At 54.6% G+C, this 16,076-nt stretch carries 15 protein-coding genes; 12 read left to right on the forward strand and 3 right to left on the reverse strand.

The genetic code is table 11. The annotated features are described in order from the left end of the window. Window positions 1-7: 7 nt before the first annotated feature. Complete coding sequence (gene oadA, locus J0A66_RS17685) at window positions 8-1,792, forward strand: sodium-extruding oxaloacetate decarboxylase subunit alpha (protein WP_206575178.1); 1,785 nt, start codon at window positions 8-10, stop codon at window positions 1,790-1,792. Between the two features lie 6 nt (window positions 1,793-1,798). Next, the gene (locus J0A66_RS17690; protein ID WP_206575179.1) at window positions 1,799-2,929 is read left to right on the forward strand and encodes a sodium ion-translocating decarboxylase subunit beta; all 1,131 of its coding nucleotides are present in this window, start codon (window positions 1,799-1,801) and stop codon (window positions 2,927-2,929) included. A gap of 73 nt (window positions 2,930-3,002) precedes the next feature. Here J0A66_RS17690 and J0A66_RS17695 read toward each other — a convergent pair whose 3' ends face one another. Continuing rightward, window positions 3,003-3,176 (reverse strand): hypothetical protein, encoded by a 174-nt coding sequence (locus tag J0A66_RS17695; protein ID WP_206575180.1) that lies wholly within the window; start codon window positions 3,174-3,176, stop codon window positions 3,003-3,005. A 151-nt stretch (window positions 3,177-3,327) separates the two neighbouring features. Here J0A66_RS17695 and dapE point away from each other — a divergent pair, with 151 nt between their 5' ends. Both dapE and J0A66_RS17705 read left to right on the forward strand, forming a co-directional pair. Further along, window positions 3,328-4,569: a succinyl-diaminopimelate desuccinylase gene (gene dapE, locus J0A66_RS17700; RefSeq protein WP_206575181.1), complete on the forward strand. Its 1,242-nt coding sequence runs from the start codon at window positions 3,328-3,330 to the stop codon at window positions 4,567-4,569. 426 nt (window positions 4,570-4,995) lie between these two features. Beyond that, on the forward strand, window positions 4,996-7,083 hold the full coding sequence (locus J0A66_RS17705; RefSeq protein WP_206575182.1) for an ATP-binding protein: 2,088 nt from the start codon (window positions 4,996-4,998) through the stop codon (window positions 7,081-7,083). A 25-nt stretch (window positions 7,084-7,108) separates the two neighbouring features. Here the strand turns inward: J0A66_RS17705 and J0A66_RS17710 are convergent, their stop codons facing one another. Further along, complete coding sequence (locus J0A66_RS17710) at window positions 7,109-7,738, reverse strand: response regulator transcription factor (protein WP_206575183.1); 630 nt, start codon at window positions 7,736-7,738, stop codon at window positions 7,109-7,111. Continuing rightward, window positions 7,716-7,940 carry a hypothetical protein gene (locus J0A66_RS17715; RefSeq protein WP_206575184.1) on the reverse strand — a complete coding sequence of 75 codons (225 nt, stop codon included), beginning with the start codon at window positions 7,938-7,940 and terminating at the stop codon, window positions 7,716-7,718. Before J0A66_RS17715 ends, J0A66_RS17710 begins: the two co-directional genes overlap by 23 nt. 84 nt (window positions 7,941-8,024) lie before the next feature. Between J0A66_RS17715 and J0A66_RS17720 the strand changes: the two genes are divergently transcribed. Genes J0A66_RS17720 through J0A66_RS17755 form a run of 8 tightly spaced genes read left to right on the forward strand, consistent with a single transcriptional unit; the run spans window position 8,025 to window position 16,076 of the window. Further along, the gene (locus tag J0A66_RS17720; RefSeq protein WP_206575185.1) at window positions 8,025-9,209 is read left to right on the forward strand and encodes a methyl-accepting chemotaxis protein; all 1,185 of its coding nucleotides are present in this window, start codon (window positions 8,025-8,027) and stop codon (window positions 9,207-9,209) included. Window positions 9,210-9,224: 15 nt separating this feature from the next. Next, entirely contained in the window at window positions 9,225-9,587 is a 363-nt protein-coding gene (locus J0A66_RS17725; RefSeq protein ID WP_206575186.1) for a response regulator, read from the forward strand. Window positions 9,588-9,600: 13 nt separating this feature from the next. Continuing rightward, entirely contained in the window at window positions 9,601-9,888 is a 288-nt protein-coding gene (locus tag J0A66_RS17730) for an STAS domain-containing protein (protein ID WP_206575187.1), read from the forward strand. Continuing rightward, a complete protein-coding gene (locus tag J0A66_RS17735) occupies window positions 9,885-11,936 on the forward strand; it encodes a chemotaxis protein CheW (RefSeq protein ID WP_206575188.1) in 2,052 nt (683 codons plus the stop codon). The genes J0A66_RS17730 and J0A66_RS17735 overlap by 4 nt, the downstream gene beginning before the upstream one ends. A gap of 30 nt (window positions 11,937-11,966) precedes the next feature. Continuing rightward, the gene (locus J0A66_RS17740; RefSeq protein WP_206575189.1) at window positions 11,967-13,619 is read left to right on the forward strand and encodes a methyl-accepting chemotaxis protein; all 1,653 of its coding nucleotides are present in this window, start codon (window positions 11,967-11,969) and stop codon (window positions 13,617-13,619) included. An 8-nt stretch (window positions 13,620-13,627) separates the two neighbouring features. Next, window positions 13,628-14,176, forward strand: a complete 549-nt coding sequence (locus J0A66_RS17745; RefSeq protein ID WP_206575190.1) for a chemotaxis protein CheW — start codon at window positions 13,628-13,630, stop codon at window positions 14,174-14,176. Beyond that, complete coding sequence (locus J0A66_RS17750; RefSeq protein ID WP_206575191.1) at window positions 14,176-15,021, forward strand: CheR family methyltransferase; 846 nt, start codon at window positions 14,176-14,178, stop codon at window positions 15,019-15,021. The genes J0A66_RS17745 and J0A66_RS17750 overlap by 1 nt, the downstream gene beginning before the upstream one ends. Beyond that, the gene (locus tag J0A66_RS17755; protein WP_206575192.1) at window positions 15,018-16,076 is read left to right on the forward strand and encodes a chemotaxis-specific protein-glutamate methyltransferase CheB; all 1,059 of its coding nucleotides are present in this window, start codon (window positions 15,018-15,020) and stop codon (window positions 16,074-16,076) included. The genes J0A66_RS17750 and J0A66_RS17755 overlap by 4 nt, the downstream gene beginning before the upstream one ends.

The following is a 16,076-nucleotide window of genomic DNA, read 5'->3' on the forward strand; positions in this document are numbered from 1 at the left end:
AGCTCCCATGACCAAACTTGCTATTACAGATGTTGTGCTCAGAGACGGCCACCAGTCATTACTGGCCACCCGCATGCGTCTGGACGATATGCTACCGATTGCCGAAAAGCTCGATCAGGTAGGTTTCTGGTCCCTGGAATCCTGGGGCGGAGCCACATTTGATGCCTGCATTCGCTACCTTGGCGAAGATCCCTGGGACAGGATCCGCCAACTTAAAAAAGCCATGCCCAACACCCCGCAGCAAATGCTGCTCAGGGGCCAGAATCTGCTTGGCTACCGGCACTATGCCGATGACGTAGTACGAAAGTTTGTTGAACGGGCCCATAAAAATGGCGTGGATGTGTTCCGGATCTTCGACGCCATGAACGATGTACGTAACCTGCAAACGGCGGTCAGATCCGCAATCGATGTGGGAGCTCATGCCCAGGGCACTCTGGCGTACACCGTCAGCCCCGTCCACTCCATGGAGCTGTGGGTAAACATGGCCCGGGAACTGGAAGATATGGGTGTGCATTCCATCTGTATTAAGGATATGGCCGGCTTGCTTAAGCCCTATGTTTGTGAAGAACTGATCACCAAATTAAAACAAGCCGTGGCCGTGCCTATTACCATGCAGTGCCATGCCACCACCGGACTTAGCACCGCCACCTATCAAAAAGCCATTGATGCCGGCATTGATATGCTGGATACCTCAATTTCCTCCATGAGCATGACCTATGGCCACAGCGCAACCGAAACCATAGTGTCCATTGTCGAAGGCACGGAACGTGACACAGGACTGGATCTGGTGTTGCTGGAGGAAATCGCCGCCTATTTTCGTGAGGTAAGGAAGAAGTACGCCAAATTCGAAGGCAGCCTTAAAGGGGTGGATTCACGCATTCTCATTGCCCAGGTGCCGGGCGGCATGCTGACCAATATGGAAAACCAGCTCCGTGAGCAGGGTGCACAAGACAAGCTGGATGCGGTGCTGAAGGAAATCCCTTCGGTGCGTGAAGATCTGGGGTACATCCCCTTGGTTACCCCGACGTCACAGATAGTCGGCAGCCAGGCCGTACTCAATGTGCTGACCGGTGAGCGTTACAAGAGTATTACCAAAGAAACCGCAGCCGTACTCAAAGGCGAGTATGGCGCCACTGCGGCGCCGGTCAATAAGGAGCTGCAAGCCAGGGTGCTGGAAGGTAAAGAGCCCATCACCTGCCGTCCCGCCGATCAGATTGACGATGAGCTGGAAAGGCTGATCCTTGAACTGACAGAACTGGCGAGTAAGCAATCTATCCAGTTAGCCGCCGATGAAGTGGATGATGTGCTGACGTATGCCTTATTCCAACAGGTCGGTCTGAAGTTTCTGCAAAACCGAAACAACCCTGAAGCCTTTGAGCCCGCTCCAGGCAAAGAGCCGACGCCGATTCCTGTTTCTTCTGGTAGTAGCAGACCGCAATCCAACAAAGAAGCTGCGGTCTACTCAGTCCGGGTGGATGGCAAGGTCTACCAGGTGGAAGTGGCTCAAAGTGGCGAGTTGACCGATATCCAGCCGGTAAAAAGCGCCGAACAGGCCCCGGATCGCGCCTCAGTGGCCGGCGCCGACACCCTGAATGCCCCCCTGGCGGGCAACGTGGTCAAGGTATTGGCCAAGCCCGGCGCTGAAGTCAGTAAAGGGGAAGTGGTGCTATTGATGGAAGCCATGAAGATGGAGACTGAAGTGCGTGCCAGCCATGATGGTCAGGTTGTCGAGGTGCTGGTCAAAGAAGGTGACGCGGTGCAATCCGGACAGCCTCTGATGACACTGGGGTAACTCGACATGGAGAAGTTGACGATCCTCTGGCATAGCACGGCCCTGGCTAATTTTACCCCCGGCCAATTGGTGATGATGGGGGTGGGACTGCTTTTGCTGTATCTGGCTATTGTCAGAAAATTTGAGCCCCTGCTGTTGTTGCCTATCGGTTTTGGCGCCATTCTGACCAATATTCCGTTGGCAGGATTCAGCGAGCCCGGTGGCCTGCTCTATTACATCTATCTGGTGGGCATCGATACTGGCGTCTTTCCGCTGTTGATCTTTATGGGGGTTGGGGCGTTGACCGATTTCGGTGCCCTGATTGCCAATCCCAGGATGCTGCTGCTGGGAGCTGCTGCCCAGTTCGGCATCTTCGCCACCCTGTTTGGCGCGATCCTGCTGAACCTGATCCCTGGTTTTGAGTTCAGCCTCAAGGACGCCTCGGCCATTGCCATCATCGGTGGAGCGGATGGTCCCACGGCCATCTTTTTGGCCTCACGTCTGGCCCCTGAACTGCTGGGGGCCATTGCAGTGGCAGCCTATTCCTACATGGCCCTGGTGCCCATTATCCAACCACCGATTATGAGGGCGCTGACCACACCGGCGGAACGGGAGATCCGGATGGAGCAGCTACGTGTCGTCTCCAAGCGGGAGAAGATCATTTTCCCGCTGGCGGTCCTGTTGCTGACTATCCTGTTCCTGCCTAGCGCCACGCCGCTGGTGGGCATGTTCTGTCTGGGCAACCTGATGCGCGAGTGTGGCGTAGTGGAACGGCTGAGCAAGACCGCCCAGAATGAACTGATCAATATCGTGACCATCTTCCTGGGCCTGGCTGTTGGCTCCAAGCTGTCTGCAGACAAGTTCCTCAAACTGGAGACACTGGGTATTCTGGCTCTGGGCGCCATTGCCTTTGCTATTGGCACAGCAACGGGTGTATTGATGGCCAAACTGATGAACCGCTTGAGCGGTGGAAAGGTCAACCCTCTGATTGGCGCTGCAGGTGTCTCAGCCGTGCCCATGGCGGCCCGTGTGGTCAACAAGGTGGGACTGGAGGCGAATCCGCACAATTTCCTGCTGATGCATGCCATGGGGCCGAATGTGGCCGGTGTACTGGGTTCGGCCGTGGCGGCGGGGATCCTGTTGGCACTGGTGGGCTGATTAAGCTTAGGTCAGTTGTCGGTTATCCTGCATGGCTATCCGGAAGATGTAGTTCTCTGACAACTGACAATGCTTACAAATGCGTCAACCACAGCATCAGGGTATAGAAAGCAGCGATAACCGCAGAAAAGACAAAGATATAGATAAAACCTTGCTTGCCCTGCGCGGCGGTGTAGCCGTTATGGCGTAAATACAGATACCAGATCAGGCAGAGAATGGCCGGGATCAGAAAAAGCAGTCTAAGCAACAGAAAGTGCTCCCTTAATGCTGAATCGTTACTAACCCCTTGATTCTATTCCACTCCTTGACTTTAGCAAGTGTCATCTTGCTGTCTTAGTTCTGCCATAGGCTTGTCACAGGTTTTTTTTCTAATAGGGAAAAGTCCTGATGGAGTCGCTATGCCCCTGTCCATCCAAGCCCAGCCCCTTGCATTGCTTTCCCTGCAGTACAGCCAGGAACTGATGCGCCGCCCATCCATTACCCCTGATGATCAGGGCTGCCAGCAGTGGCTGGCAGAACGGCTGACCGCCCTGGGCTTTCATTGTAAGTTTGTTGACAAGGAAGGGGTGAGCAATCTGGTGGCAATGCTGGGGGAGGGAGAAAAGACCCTGGCGTTTGCCGGTCATACGGATATCGTGCCGCCGGGACCGTTGGATAAATGGTCAGTGGATCCATTCTCTGCTGAGGTGATCAATGACGAGCTCATCGGTCGCGGTGCGGCCGATATGAAAACCGGCATCGGGGCGATGCTGGCCGCCACTGAGCGGCATTTGCAGGCAGGATTACCACTTAACCACCGGCTGGTATGGCTGATTACCAGTGATGAAGAGGGGGAAGCGGAGCACGGCTCCAAGGTGATCAAAGCTTACCTGGATGAACAGGATATTCACCTGGACTATTGTATCGTCGGTGAGCCCACTGCCACTTCTCATACCGGGGATACCATCAAGGTGGGCAGACGGGGAGCAATTTCAGCCAGGTTGCGGGTCAGTGGCAAGCAGGGGCATGTGGCCTATCCTAAGTATGCCGACAATGCCATTCACAAGATGGGCAAAGTCATTGAGGCTCTCAGCAGTATAGAATGGGATCAGGGCAGTGATGATTTTCCCGGTACCAGCTTACAGATTACCCATATAGATTCCGGCGCCTTTACAGACAATATCGTACCGGCCCAATGCGCCATCTGCTTCAATATCCGCTACAGCCACCGTTATGATCTGACCTCCCTGGAAAGGCTGGTTAATGACCGTCTGAATGAGGTCACCACTGACTTTGAGCTGTTATGGGAGCGTCCCTGCCAGCCCTACTTCACCTCCACAGATCTTCAGAACAGTCTGATCCGACATGTGGAACAGGCCATTCATCGCAATACCGGTAAGTTTCCGGTCCTGTCCACCTCTGGCGGCACGTCAGACGGCCGTTTCTTTGCATCAACTACCACTCAGGTGGTGGAAGTGGGCGTCCCCAACAAGACCATCCATCAAATCAACGAGCGTATCCATATTGCCGACCTTATCGCACTGGAAGATATTTACAGCGATCTTCTCCTATCCTTACTAGGGCGTGACCAAAGGGAATGGAACCCATGGGAAAAACGAAGCTGGCCGCTTGTCGGCGAGTATCAGGGATCACAAGAGTAAAAATGGCCCCAGCCCCAAGGTTGGGGCCAGAACCCCTCACTCAACGTTACTCCCAACTTGTTCAGATGGCTAATACAGCTTTACTCGCGATTGAAGGGTTCTTCGCTCTCAACAAAGACCAATGTGAAAGATAAACACGCCCTGGACTGATACAGCTTGATTCAATCTTTCTGGGGAGACTGTTCCGTGCAGGGGTCTTTGTCTGCCTGCACAGCTTTCCAAATGCAGAAATTAGGTAGAAGTACCAATACAAGGAAATAGGCCGGCTGCCTAGAATAGGCGCTCAAGACTATCAGGTGGCAGGCCACTCGAGGAGGGATGCCATGAAGCGCATTTTTCGGCCACATTTTCACAATCTGAATCTAAAGGAATATTTTCTCTCGGGCACAAGGGCAGCCATGACGGCTGTCTGGTCAGTGCAGCCAGATGTTTAACCGGCTCAGACAGACATTTAGCCGGGATAACCGCCTGCTGCTGGTGTTCGCCAGTCTGATGCTGGTGATTTCATTGGTGATCGCAGCGATTTTCTATTTCAAGGATGAGCAGGTGGATCATCGGGTGGGCCTGATGCGGACGATGAATTTGGCTGCGGAAGATTTTGCCGCCGGATTGCTGCATCTGTCATTAAATAGCAGTGCCCCGAGTCACCGGCAGCAAGAGCAGGGCCTTGGCAGGCTGCACCAGGCGTTCAGGAGTTATCAGTTTATTAGCCAACAGTTATCGGCAAACGGAGAGGATCGGCAACTGAATGAGGCCATAGAGTCTGTCTCCCGGCAGCTGGATCTGCTCCAGCAGTCTCACCATGAAAGTCCGGCATTCAGAGCCAGCATGTTAACGCTAAGCAGGCATGTACGTATTTTGGAGCAGCGGCTGGGGGGCGAGCTGGAAGAGCAGAGACAGATGCAAAATCTGTGGTTTGCCGGTGCTTTGTTTGTTTGCCTGGCCATCATGCTGAGCCTGGGTGGCGCTGTGGTGTATTCAGAGCGTCATCGCTCCCGTCTGGATGAGGCTCTTCGCGAGAGTCAGCGGCGCTTCCTGAAACTGACCAAGCATATTGATGAGATATTCTGGCTGGAGGATGTGCAGGCCGGTAAATTGCTTTATGTCTCTCCCGCCTTTGAGAAGATCACCGGCCGCTCAGTCCAGACTGTGATGCAGGATGTGGCGAGATGGTTTGACTTTATCCATCCCGAGGACAGACAAAAAGTAGCAATAGTAAGGGAAGAGGCCCTGACCCGTCCTATGAATATGGAGTTTCGTATTTTGTGCCCGGACGGCAGCATTCGCTGGATCAATGACAGGATATTCCCCCTGGTAGATGGGGCCAAGTCGAACAAGAAGGCCACCAGCATCGCCTCCATCGCCAGGGACATCACCGACCAGCGTGAGCTGACCCTGCAGTTGTTCCAGGCCCAGAAGATGGATTCGCTGGGGCAGTTGACCGGCGGGGTGGCCCACGATTTCAATAATCTGCTGACTGTGGTACTGACCAACGCTGAGCTGCTGGCAGCCAGGCTGGCCAAGGAGCCCCAGTTGGCCTCCATTGCAGTGATGATTGTCAGGGCGGCGGAAAGAGGTGCCAGCCTTAATCAACAATTACTGGCATTTTCCAGCAAACAGCAGTTGCAGCCAAAGGTGGTCAATCTACCCCAGCTTCTCAGCGAAACCGTATCCTTGCTATCCCGTACGCTTGGAGAGTCTTACCAAATCCATCTGCAGTTACCGGACAAGCCCTTATTTGTTAGGGTGGACCCCGGCCAGCTACAGAATTCGCTGGTCAATCTGTGCCTGAACTCCCGGGATGCCATGCCCGGCGGCGGCAGTATCAGCATTGCCATGCGCAGGGTCGGGAAGACAGACAGCCTGGTATCTGAGCAGGACTCGGTGCACTTGCGAATTAAGGATAATGGCTGTGGTATTCCCGCCGAATTGATTGAGCGGGTATTTGAACCTTTCTTTACCACCAAGGGGCCGGCCAAAGGCACGGGGCTGGGACTGAGCATGGTATTCGGATTTGTCAGGCAGTCAGGCGGTAAAATCCGTATTGCTTCAAAGGTTGGCAAGGGCACCAGTGTGCACATCTATCTGCCTCTGTGCCGTCCCAGCTACGCAGGGCTGGAGCAGAATCCGGGTGAGCCTGAAGCGGCCAGACAAGCGCTGATACTGCTGGTGGAGGACGATTCATTGGTCAGAAACAGTACCGCCCGCATTCTGACTGAGACGGGTTATCGGGTGCTAGAGGCGGCCCACGGTGAGGAAGCACTGGAGTTACTAATGCTGCGCTCAGATATTGAGTTACTCTTTACCGATGTGGTGATGCCTGGCAAATACAACGGCTTTGAGCTCGCCGAGCAGGCCAGGTCAATTCATCCGCATATCGCCACCTTAGTAACCTCTGGCTACACGGGCAATAATGGTGATATGACTGGCTACACGGATCTGCTGCAAAAACCATATAAAAGTGAAACCCTGCTGGCCAGGATCAGGAAACTGTTAAACAGCAGTGCAAACTGAGCGGACCAACTTGCTATCTTGCGTATTAATTCGGGGACCCGTTATTGGCATTTTTGCCCAGATCTGACAGCACCACCAACTGAGCGAGTATCGCCACGGACTTGATCTTCAATTTATTGAAGATACTTGCCTTATGGGCCTCCACAGTGCGAGGGCTTATGTAGAGTTGATGGGCTATGGCCGATGCTGACTTGCCACATGCCACCAACCGTGCCACAGACCTCTCTCGCTCTGAGAGTTGAGAGAGTTTTGCCCTGGCCTCCGCCCGAGGTAATTTGTCAGCCTGAATCTGTTTGTGTTTATCGATGGCTTGTTGCACCACCCCGATGAGTTCCTCACCAGATGCGGGCTTTTGCACAAGAGTATAGGCACCTCCTGACATGGCCTTGACTGTAGAAGCCACGTCTGCACTGCCAGAATAGATGATCACAGGCAACTCCAAACCGAGGCTTTGTAATTGCTGCTGTAATTCCAGACCACTCATCTGTGGCATGGACAAATCCAGAACCAGACAGCTGTCTTTGATAGCAGGGCGGGCATTGATAAAATCTTTTGCAGAGCGATAGCTGTGCGTCTCATAACCGGCAAACCGGAACAGATTCTCCAATGAGGCCAGCACCAGCTCATCGTCATCAACCAGATAGACGATCGCCATAGTCAAACTCCTTGTTGTCTAGCGAACCCAAAGTATAAGAAACCTGTGGTGATTCGCATTTTGTTTCAGACGAATATAATTCTGAAATCGCTTCTTCGGATAGGCTCAACAGGGTGAAACCTGAAATATTTAAGCCAGTTCTTTGTTGAAAATAGGTAGTTTTACGAATAGAGCGGTTTGATCCGCCATCGTAAGCTCTCATCCTCAAATTTTTCTCCTCAGGCCAGACATAGAGCCATGTGCCCGACGTCAGGCCAAGGAACAGTGCAAAAAGAGGATGACATCAATGCTACTACGGAGCCTGCCGCCAGTGTTTCTACCCCGGGGCTGTCTGCTTCTGGCTGTCGGCACCCTGGCAGGGGCCCTGGTATTGACTGCCAACTCCGCCCTTATCTTTGGTGCTATGGCTCTGATGGGCATTAGCGGGGTCTTATATGAGAAGCTTCAAAAAAACGTAGTGACAGCACTGAATGCCCGTACCCGCGATCTTGAGAATTTGCAACTGCACATACCACCACCTGAAACGGTTCAGGCCACACAAATGTTGTTCTGCGACCTCAGTACCAGCATGCCGGTCATACAGAGGATTCTGAATGACAGTAAACAGGATATGACCCAGTCCACCGAAGCACTCAGTCGGCATTTCAGTGATATCAATCTTATTCTGGAGCAGGGATTTGCCGCTGTCACTGACAAGGAACTGCATCAGAAGCAGGAGCGGGTTCATCAAGTCACCCAGACGGCTGACAGCAGCCTGACCCTGCTGTGGGAAGGGATGGAGCAATCCGCCAAACGTGATACTCAGACCATGCTGGCCATGGAACAGTTGGTAGGACGCCTGCAGGGGCTCAGGCAGCGGGTCGAGGATGTTCAGAAGATCGCCGCCCAGATCAACCTTTTGGCCCTTAATGCTGCAATTGAGGCGGCACGCGCCGGCGAGTCTGGCCGCGGCTTCGCAGTGGTGGCAGATGAGGTACGAAAGCTGGCGGGCCATTCGGCCACCACGGGGGAACAGATCAACCAAAGTGTCGAAGGCTTCGAGACCGGTCTGATGACGCTGGTGAAAGAGGCCCAGCAGGCTTTCGACGACAGTCGTGAGCAGCATCAGCAGAATCACCAGGTGAGTAAGCAAGCCATAGGAGAAATCACCGGCCAGCTCGACGCCCTGATGGAAGACACCAACAACCTGCTATTCCTCAGAAGCGAAGTATCAGAACACATGCAGCAGGTGATTTATCACCTGCAATTCCAGGACCGACTGAGCCAAATCCTTGAGCATCTGGTGGAGACCCTGGAGCAGGTCGCTGAGTCGGGCAGGACAGCGGCTGAAGATCAATCTGGGCTGGTCAACCTGGACACCGGCTTCACCGCGTTTCTGGCCAGACGGGCCACCACAGATCTCGAGCGACACGCCCTCGGCGGCAAACATGCCAGCCCCATGGCAGAAGCTCAGGAAATCGAATTCTTCTAACCAGTTGAGGTTGCTATGAGCAAAACCATTTTGATAGTTGATGACTCGGCGTCGGTCCGGCAGGTGGTCGCCCTGGCCCTGAAAGGTGCGGGTCACCAGGTCATTGAAGCGGTGGACGGTAAGGATGCCCTGAGCAAACTGGACGGTCAGAAAATCAATCTGATCGTCAGCGACGTCAATATGCCCAATATGGATGGCCTGAGCTTTGTCAAAGCGGCAAAGGAAATCAGCGCCTACCGTTTTACCCCGGTTCTGATGTTGACCACAGAATCCGGCCAAGACAAGAAAGATGAGGGCAGGGCCGCCGGTGTCAAAGCCTGGCTGGTGAAGCCGTTCAAGCCGGATGTGTTGCTCTCTGCCGTGACCAAACTGGCTTAGAGGAATTCCTTAAGTGGCAAAGAATCAAATAACTGACTGGCGGGCACCCGAGACTCTGACCATCTACGACGTAGCGGGCCTGGAAAAGGAAATTTTTCCCCAGGGACCCAGTGTCGGGAACTGGAAGCTGGATCTGTCGGCAGTGGCTGAGATTGATGGGGCCGGTATTCAGTGGCTGATGACATTTATGCGGCGGATCAGGCAAGCGGGCGGTTCGGTGACGCTGACCCATCTGTCTGATGCTGTCCTTCAGGCATCAGAGCTGCTCGGCTTGAACTGGCATAAGGAGCAAGGCGCGTGAATGATCTGCTTGAGACCTTTATTGATGAGGCCGGTGAGCACTTGGCGGCGCTGGAGTCCGCCCTGCTGGAGCTGGAAAACAATCCAGGTAATACGGATCATATCAACTTGGCCTTTCGCGCCATGCATACCATCAAAGGATCCGCGGGCATGGTGGGCTTTGATCATCTGTCCTACTTCACTCATCATCTGGAGAATCTGTTCGATGAGCTGCGCGCCGGTCGCCTGCAATTGGATCAGGATATCATCCAACTGGTGCTGAACAGCCGCGACCATATCGAAACCCTGCTGGGTTATCCTGCCCCCTCTGCGGACTTGATGGCCATCAGCGAAACCATTCTGGCCAAGATTAAGCTGCACCTGCCTGAGCAGCCCAGCGCCCGTGAGACGTCAACACAGGAGGCGCCCTCGAAGCGCTCAGAGATAGTGCAGCTTTACCGCATCACACTACTTCCCTGTGCTAATGCCTTTCGAGAGGGCTTTGACTTGCTGCCTGTTATTCGGGAGCTCGGCGGCTTGGGCAATTGTCAGGTTTCCACCTATCTAAACCAAGATTATGCAGCCTGTGAGTTTGATCCCGAATCCTGCTATCTGCAGTCCACTATGCTGCTTAGCACCGATGCCGGTGAAAATGCCATCCAAGAAGTGTTTATCTTCGTACAGGACGACTGGCAGATACAGGTTGAGGTCCTTCCAGAAGATGAGGCTTGGCGGGTGGGGGAATTGCTGGTCAGCCAGGGGGTGTTGAGCGACAAGGCGCTGAAAGACTGGCTGGAAAGCCAACCCAAAACCGGTCAGCGGCTCAGTGAGTCCGGTCTGGCGGAGCCGGAGCAGGTAGAACGGGCTTTGTCTGAGCAGCGCTATATCCGCCAGCAACAGCAGCAAAAACAGCAGGAAGAGCAAAACCTCAAAGTGCCACAACGTAAACTGGACGCCCTGATGGATCAGGTGGGCGAACTGGTGATTCTGCAGGCCAGTCTCGATCAACTGGCGCTTGAGAGAGAAGATGACCGCCTCAATACCTTGGCGGAGGAGCTGTCCAGGCTGGCCAACGGTTTACGGGATATTGCTTTTGATATCCGCATGCTGCCTATCGGCTCCACGTTCGGGCGATTCAGGCGCCTGGTCCGGGATTTATCGAAGGATCTGGGTAAGGCCGTTGAGCTGGAAACCCAGGGGGCCGACACTGAGCTGGATAAGGTGGTGCTGGACAAGCTGGTGGACCCGCTGGTGCATATCCTGCGCAACAGTCTGGACCATGGCATCGAGACACCCCAGGTCCGGCTCGGCCAGGGCAAGACGGAGACGGGTACATTGAAACTCAGCGCCTATCACCATCAGGGACAGATTCTGATTGAGATCAGTGATGACGGTGCCGGTTTGAACCGGGACAGGATCCTTAAAAAAGCACAGGAAAGGGGGCTGGTCTCTCCCTCTGCACCACTGGATGACAAGGACATTTATCAACTGATTTTTGAGCCCGGCTTCTCCACCGCCGATACCATTTCCGATGTGTCCGGCCGGGGGGTTGGCATGGACGTGGTGCGAAGCTCCATCGAGGCACTGCAAGGCAAGGTGGCCCTGGACAGCGAACCGGGCAAAGGCACCCGCATACGCATTATGCTGCCCATGACCCTGTCCATCATCGAAGGGCTGATGGTCTCGGTGGCCGGACAGAAATTTGTCATTCCCCTGAACCAGGTGGAGGAATGTATTGAAACTTCCGCTTCGGAGCTCAGCAACAAAAACGCCACCCGTCTTATCCGGCATAGGGAGCAGTTGGTGCCCAGCCTCAGGCTCAGAGAGAGCTTCGCCTTGCAGGGGACCCAGCCGCCCATCGAACAAACTGTGATTGTGAGGACGGGGGACAGCTTGCTGGGAGTGACGGTGGATGAGGTAATCGGCAACTACCAGACGGTTATCCGCAATCTGGGCAAACTTTACCGGGATACCCCGGGAGTGATGGGGGCAACCATCCTCGGTGACGGGGGAATTGCCATGATTCTGGACCTGGCGCAACTGACACAAGCCACAGAAAACACTTTTTGATTCAGCTATTTCACTAAGGGTATCAAAGCCATGAAACGTATTACGCTTAAAACCTTGCTCTACACAGGGTTCACTTTTCTGGTGGCACTGCTGCTGCTGACCAGTTTCCTGGGGCTGCAGGCCCTGGACGGGGCAAGAAACCGCCTCAACGAGACAGTGCAGGGACCGGCCACCAAGGTCAAGATGGCCGGGCAGATCCGTAAGGAACTTCTCACCCTGGACCGGCTGCAGAAAAATTATATCCTGGCCCGCTTGTCCAACAGCAAATCCAGTATCGAATCCCTGATCCAGCAGACTAATGCCAGCATGGATCAACTGGTGACCGACCTGGAAAAGATGGCCTCAGCCGAAGGTGACAAAGTACTGGAGCGCTTCAGATCTGAGCTTAATGACTATCGCATTGTGGCGCGTGAAGTCAGGGGCATTTCTGTGTTGACCATAGACAGCGGAGCCACTGAGGAAGAGATTGCCCGTACCGACAATCAGGCTGCCGATTTACTGGAAAGTAAAGGGGAACCGGCACTCAACGAAGCCATCGCTCAAGTTAATGCCATAGTGCAAATCAACGATGATGAGATGGCCACGGCTGTCAGCAATGCCGAGTTGCGTTATCAGGAAACCCGTAACCAGCTGTTTATGACTCTGTCCGTTTCGGTGATCCTGGCCGCCCTGGCTGCCACTGTGATCATCCTGCGCATTAACGAAGTCAGCCGCATTGCAGTGAAGATTGGTGAAGGTGATCTGAACCAGAAGTTTGATCCCAGAGCCAGTGACTCGGATCTATATGGCGTGCTGCGCAATATGAACCAGAAGTTGCGTGACATAGTCTCCGAGATCAAGGAAGCCTCCAACAACGTCACCTCAGGCAGCGTGGAAATGAGCAGCACAGGTCAGCAGATTGCCGAAGGGGCCACCGAACAGGCCGCGTCGCTGGAGGAAGTTTCTTCGTCCATGGAACAGATGACCGCCAATATTTCCCAGACCGCCGACAATGCCAGGCAGACCGAGCAGATCGCCCGTCAGGCAGCCCTGGATGCCCAGTCCACCGGGGAAGCGGTGCAAAGCTCAGTGGCGGCCATGCAAGACATAGTAGAAAAAATTGCCATCATCAGTGAGATAGCACGCCAAACCAACCTGCTGGCACTGAATGCCGCCATCGAAGCGGCCAGAGCCGGTGAGCACGGCAAGGGCTTTACCGTGGTGGCGGCAGAGGTCCGTAAACTGGCAGAACGCAGTCAGAAAGCGGCCGGTGAAATTGTCGAGCGCTCCAGAAACAGCCTGGATGTATCAGAGCGGGCTGGCACCATGCTCGCAGAACTGGTACCCAGTATCGAGCGCACCTCGGAGCTGGTGCAGGAGATCAGCGCAGCAGCCATGGAGCAGGACAAAGGGGCTGCAGAGATCAACAAGGCATTGCAACAGCTCGATCAGGTGGTGCAGCAATCCGCTGCATCGGCAGAAGAAATGGCCGCTACCTCAGAAGAGCTTTCAGCTCAGGCTGAGCAGATGAACAGCACGGTGGACTTCTTCCACATCGATGCCGAGCGTCAGTCAAAAGCCGCACCGGTCAAAGCTGGCACCAGCAAAGTTGTCAAAGTGGCACCGGCCAGACGCCCGGCTGCGGCTGCCAACAGTGGTGTAGTGCTGAACCTTGACGAAGACGACGACTTTGTCCGTTATTGAGGTAAATGATGCAAGCCAACACAATCGACAAAAATACCGTATCGAGCATGCAGGTTCTGTCATTTGTTCTCGACGGTGACTGGTTAGGCGTGGAAATCAGCGGCATTCAGGAGGTCCTGGAATACCGCCAGGTCGCCAAAGTGCCACGGACACCCGACTTTATGCTCGGTGTGATCAATCTGCGTGGCAAAGTGATTCCGGTGGTGGACCTGCGCCGTCATTTCCAGATGAAGCTGGCAGAGCCGACAGTCGACAGTTGTATCATCATAGTGCATGTGGAGATAGACGGGGAGGAAACGCCCCTGGGAATTATGGCTGACCGGGTACAAGAAGTGGTAGAGATTGCCGTGGAGGACATTAATCCGCCTCCACGCATCGGCAACCGCATCAATGGTGCCTTTATCTACGGGATGGCCCGCCATGAGGAGCAGTTTATCATTCTGTTACGGCTGTCACGGGTCTTTTCCGCCGATGAGTTGCATAAGGTGTTGGAGCAGACGGTTGAATCGCCATCGGCGATCACAGCTGGGCTGTCACAGGTCGCCCTGGAGGACTGATGACAGTTGCCGGTTGCCAGGGGCTGTCAGCACAGGACCATGACAAGGTTGCTGAATTTATCGGCAAGACGGTAGGTATCCAGTTGCCGCCTCATAAGCGTCAGTTGATTGAGACGAGATTGCGCAAACGCCAGAAGGCTACGGGTAAATCCACCATCTCCGACTACCTGGCTTTTGCCCTCTCTGCAGCAGGAGAAGGGGAGAGGCAGGCGCTGGTGGATGCCCTCACCACCAACAAGACGGACTTTTTCCGCGAGCCGGGCCATTTCGAGTTCCTGCAACGGCATCTCAGAGCACGACTGGACGCAGGTGCCACGGACAGAGAATATCGGTTCTGGAGTGCGGCCTGTTCCAGTGGTGAGGAGCCCTACACGCTGGCCATGGTGCTGGCTGAGCTTAACGCAGAGCGTGGAGGGTTCCATTTCCATATCGATGCCACCGACATTTCTGAGTCCATGCTGGCCTGTGCCAGAGCAGGCATCTACCGTGAAGACAGAATCGCGCCGGTCCCGATACCTCTTAGGAAGAAATACCTGTTGCGCAGTCGCGATCCGGCCAAACGGCTGGTCAAGGTCGACAACGCCCTGCGTGCCAGGGTCAACTTCAGTCAGTTCAACCTGATAGCCGGATCCTATCCGGCCGAACCCTGCTATGACGTAATTTTATGCCGTAATGTGATGATCTACTTCTGTGAACGGGACAGAAGCTTAGTGATTAACAGACTGAAAGCCTCCCTTAAGCCGGGTGGATTATTGATTCTGGGCCACTCGGAATCCGTGGGAAATCAACGCCAGGGTCTGGATGTGCTCAGCCCCACCATCTATCAGCGGGTCCCCTGTTTGTGATCAAAGTACTGATTATCGATGACTCTGCGCTGGTGCGTCAGACGCTGACGGAAATTCTCGACAGTGATCCGGATATCGAGGTGATTGGTACTGCTGCCGATCCCTTTCTTGCTGCAGAAAAGATGCGCCAGCTCAGTCCCGACGTCATCACCCTGGACGTGGAAATGCCGCGCATGGATGGCATCACCTTCCTGCGTAAACTGATGTCGCAGCATCCGCTGCCGGTCATTATCTGCTCTTCGCTGGTGGGGCAGGGCAGCGACACTCATATCAAGGCACTGGAATACGGCGCAGTGGACATTATCGCTAAGCCGCTGAAAGGTACCAAGGCTTTTATGCATGAGGCCCGTACCCGCATTATTGATGCAGTAAAAGCGGCGGCCATGGCCAAGGTCAGCAGGTTACACCCGGCGCCGGCCAAAGCCGGCCCTAAACTGTCGGCCGATGCAATGCTGGCTCCGGTAGCAAAACGCTCCATGGACAGAACCACAGAAAAGATTGTGGTGATAGGCGCCTCCACAGGGGGGACTGAAGCGATCCGTGTGTTGTTGCAACAAATGCCGGCTGATTGTCCTGCCATTGCTATCGTGCAACACATGCCGGAGGGCTTTACCCGTTCATTTGCTGAGCGGCTCAACCAGCTTTGCCGAATTCGGGTCAAGGAAGCGGAATCCGGCGATTCACTGTTACGCGGGCATGCCCTGATCGCACCGGGTAACCGGCACATGCTGATTAAACGCAGCGGTGCCCGCTACTATGCGGACATCAAGGATGGCCCCCTGATCAGCCGGCACCGCCCGTCAGTCAATGTGTTGTTCCGTTCCGCGGCCCAGTATGTGGGCAGCAATGCGGTGGGGGTGATTCTTACAGGAATGGGGGATGATGGGGCGGATGGCATGCTGGAGATGAAAGAGTTTGGGGCCCTGACCATTGGGCAGGATCAGGCGACGAGCGTCGTCTATGGCATGCCAAAAGAAGCATTCCGCAAAGGAGGTGTGGTATCCCAACTGCCCCTGCAACAAATAGGCCCGGCGATTCTGCAGGCTTGCAACTGA

The organism is Bowmanella dokdonensis (genome assembly GCF_017254865.1).
Classification (GTDB): domain Bacteria; phylum Pseudomonadota; class Gammaproteobacteria; order Enterobacterales; family Alteromonadaceae; genus Bowmanella; species Bowmanella dokdonensis.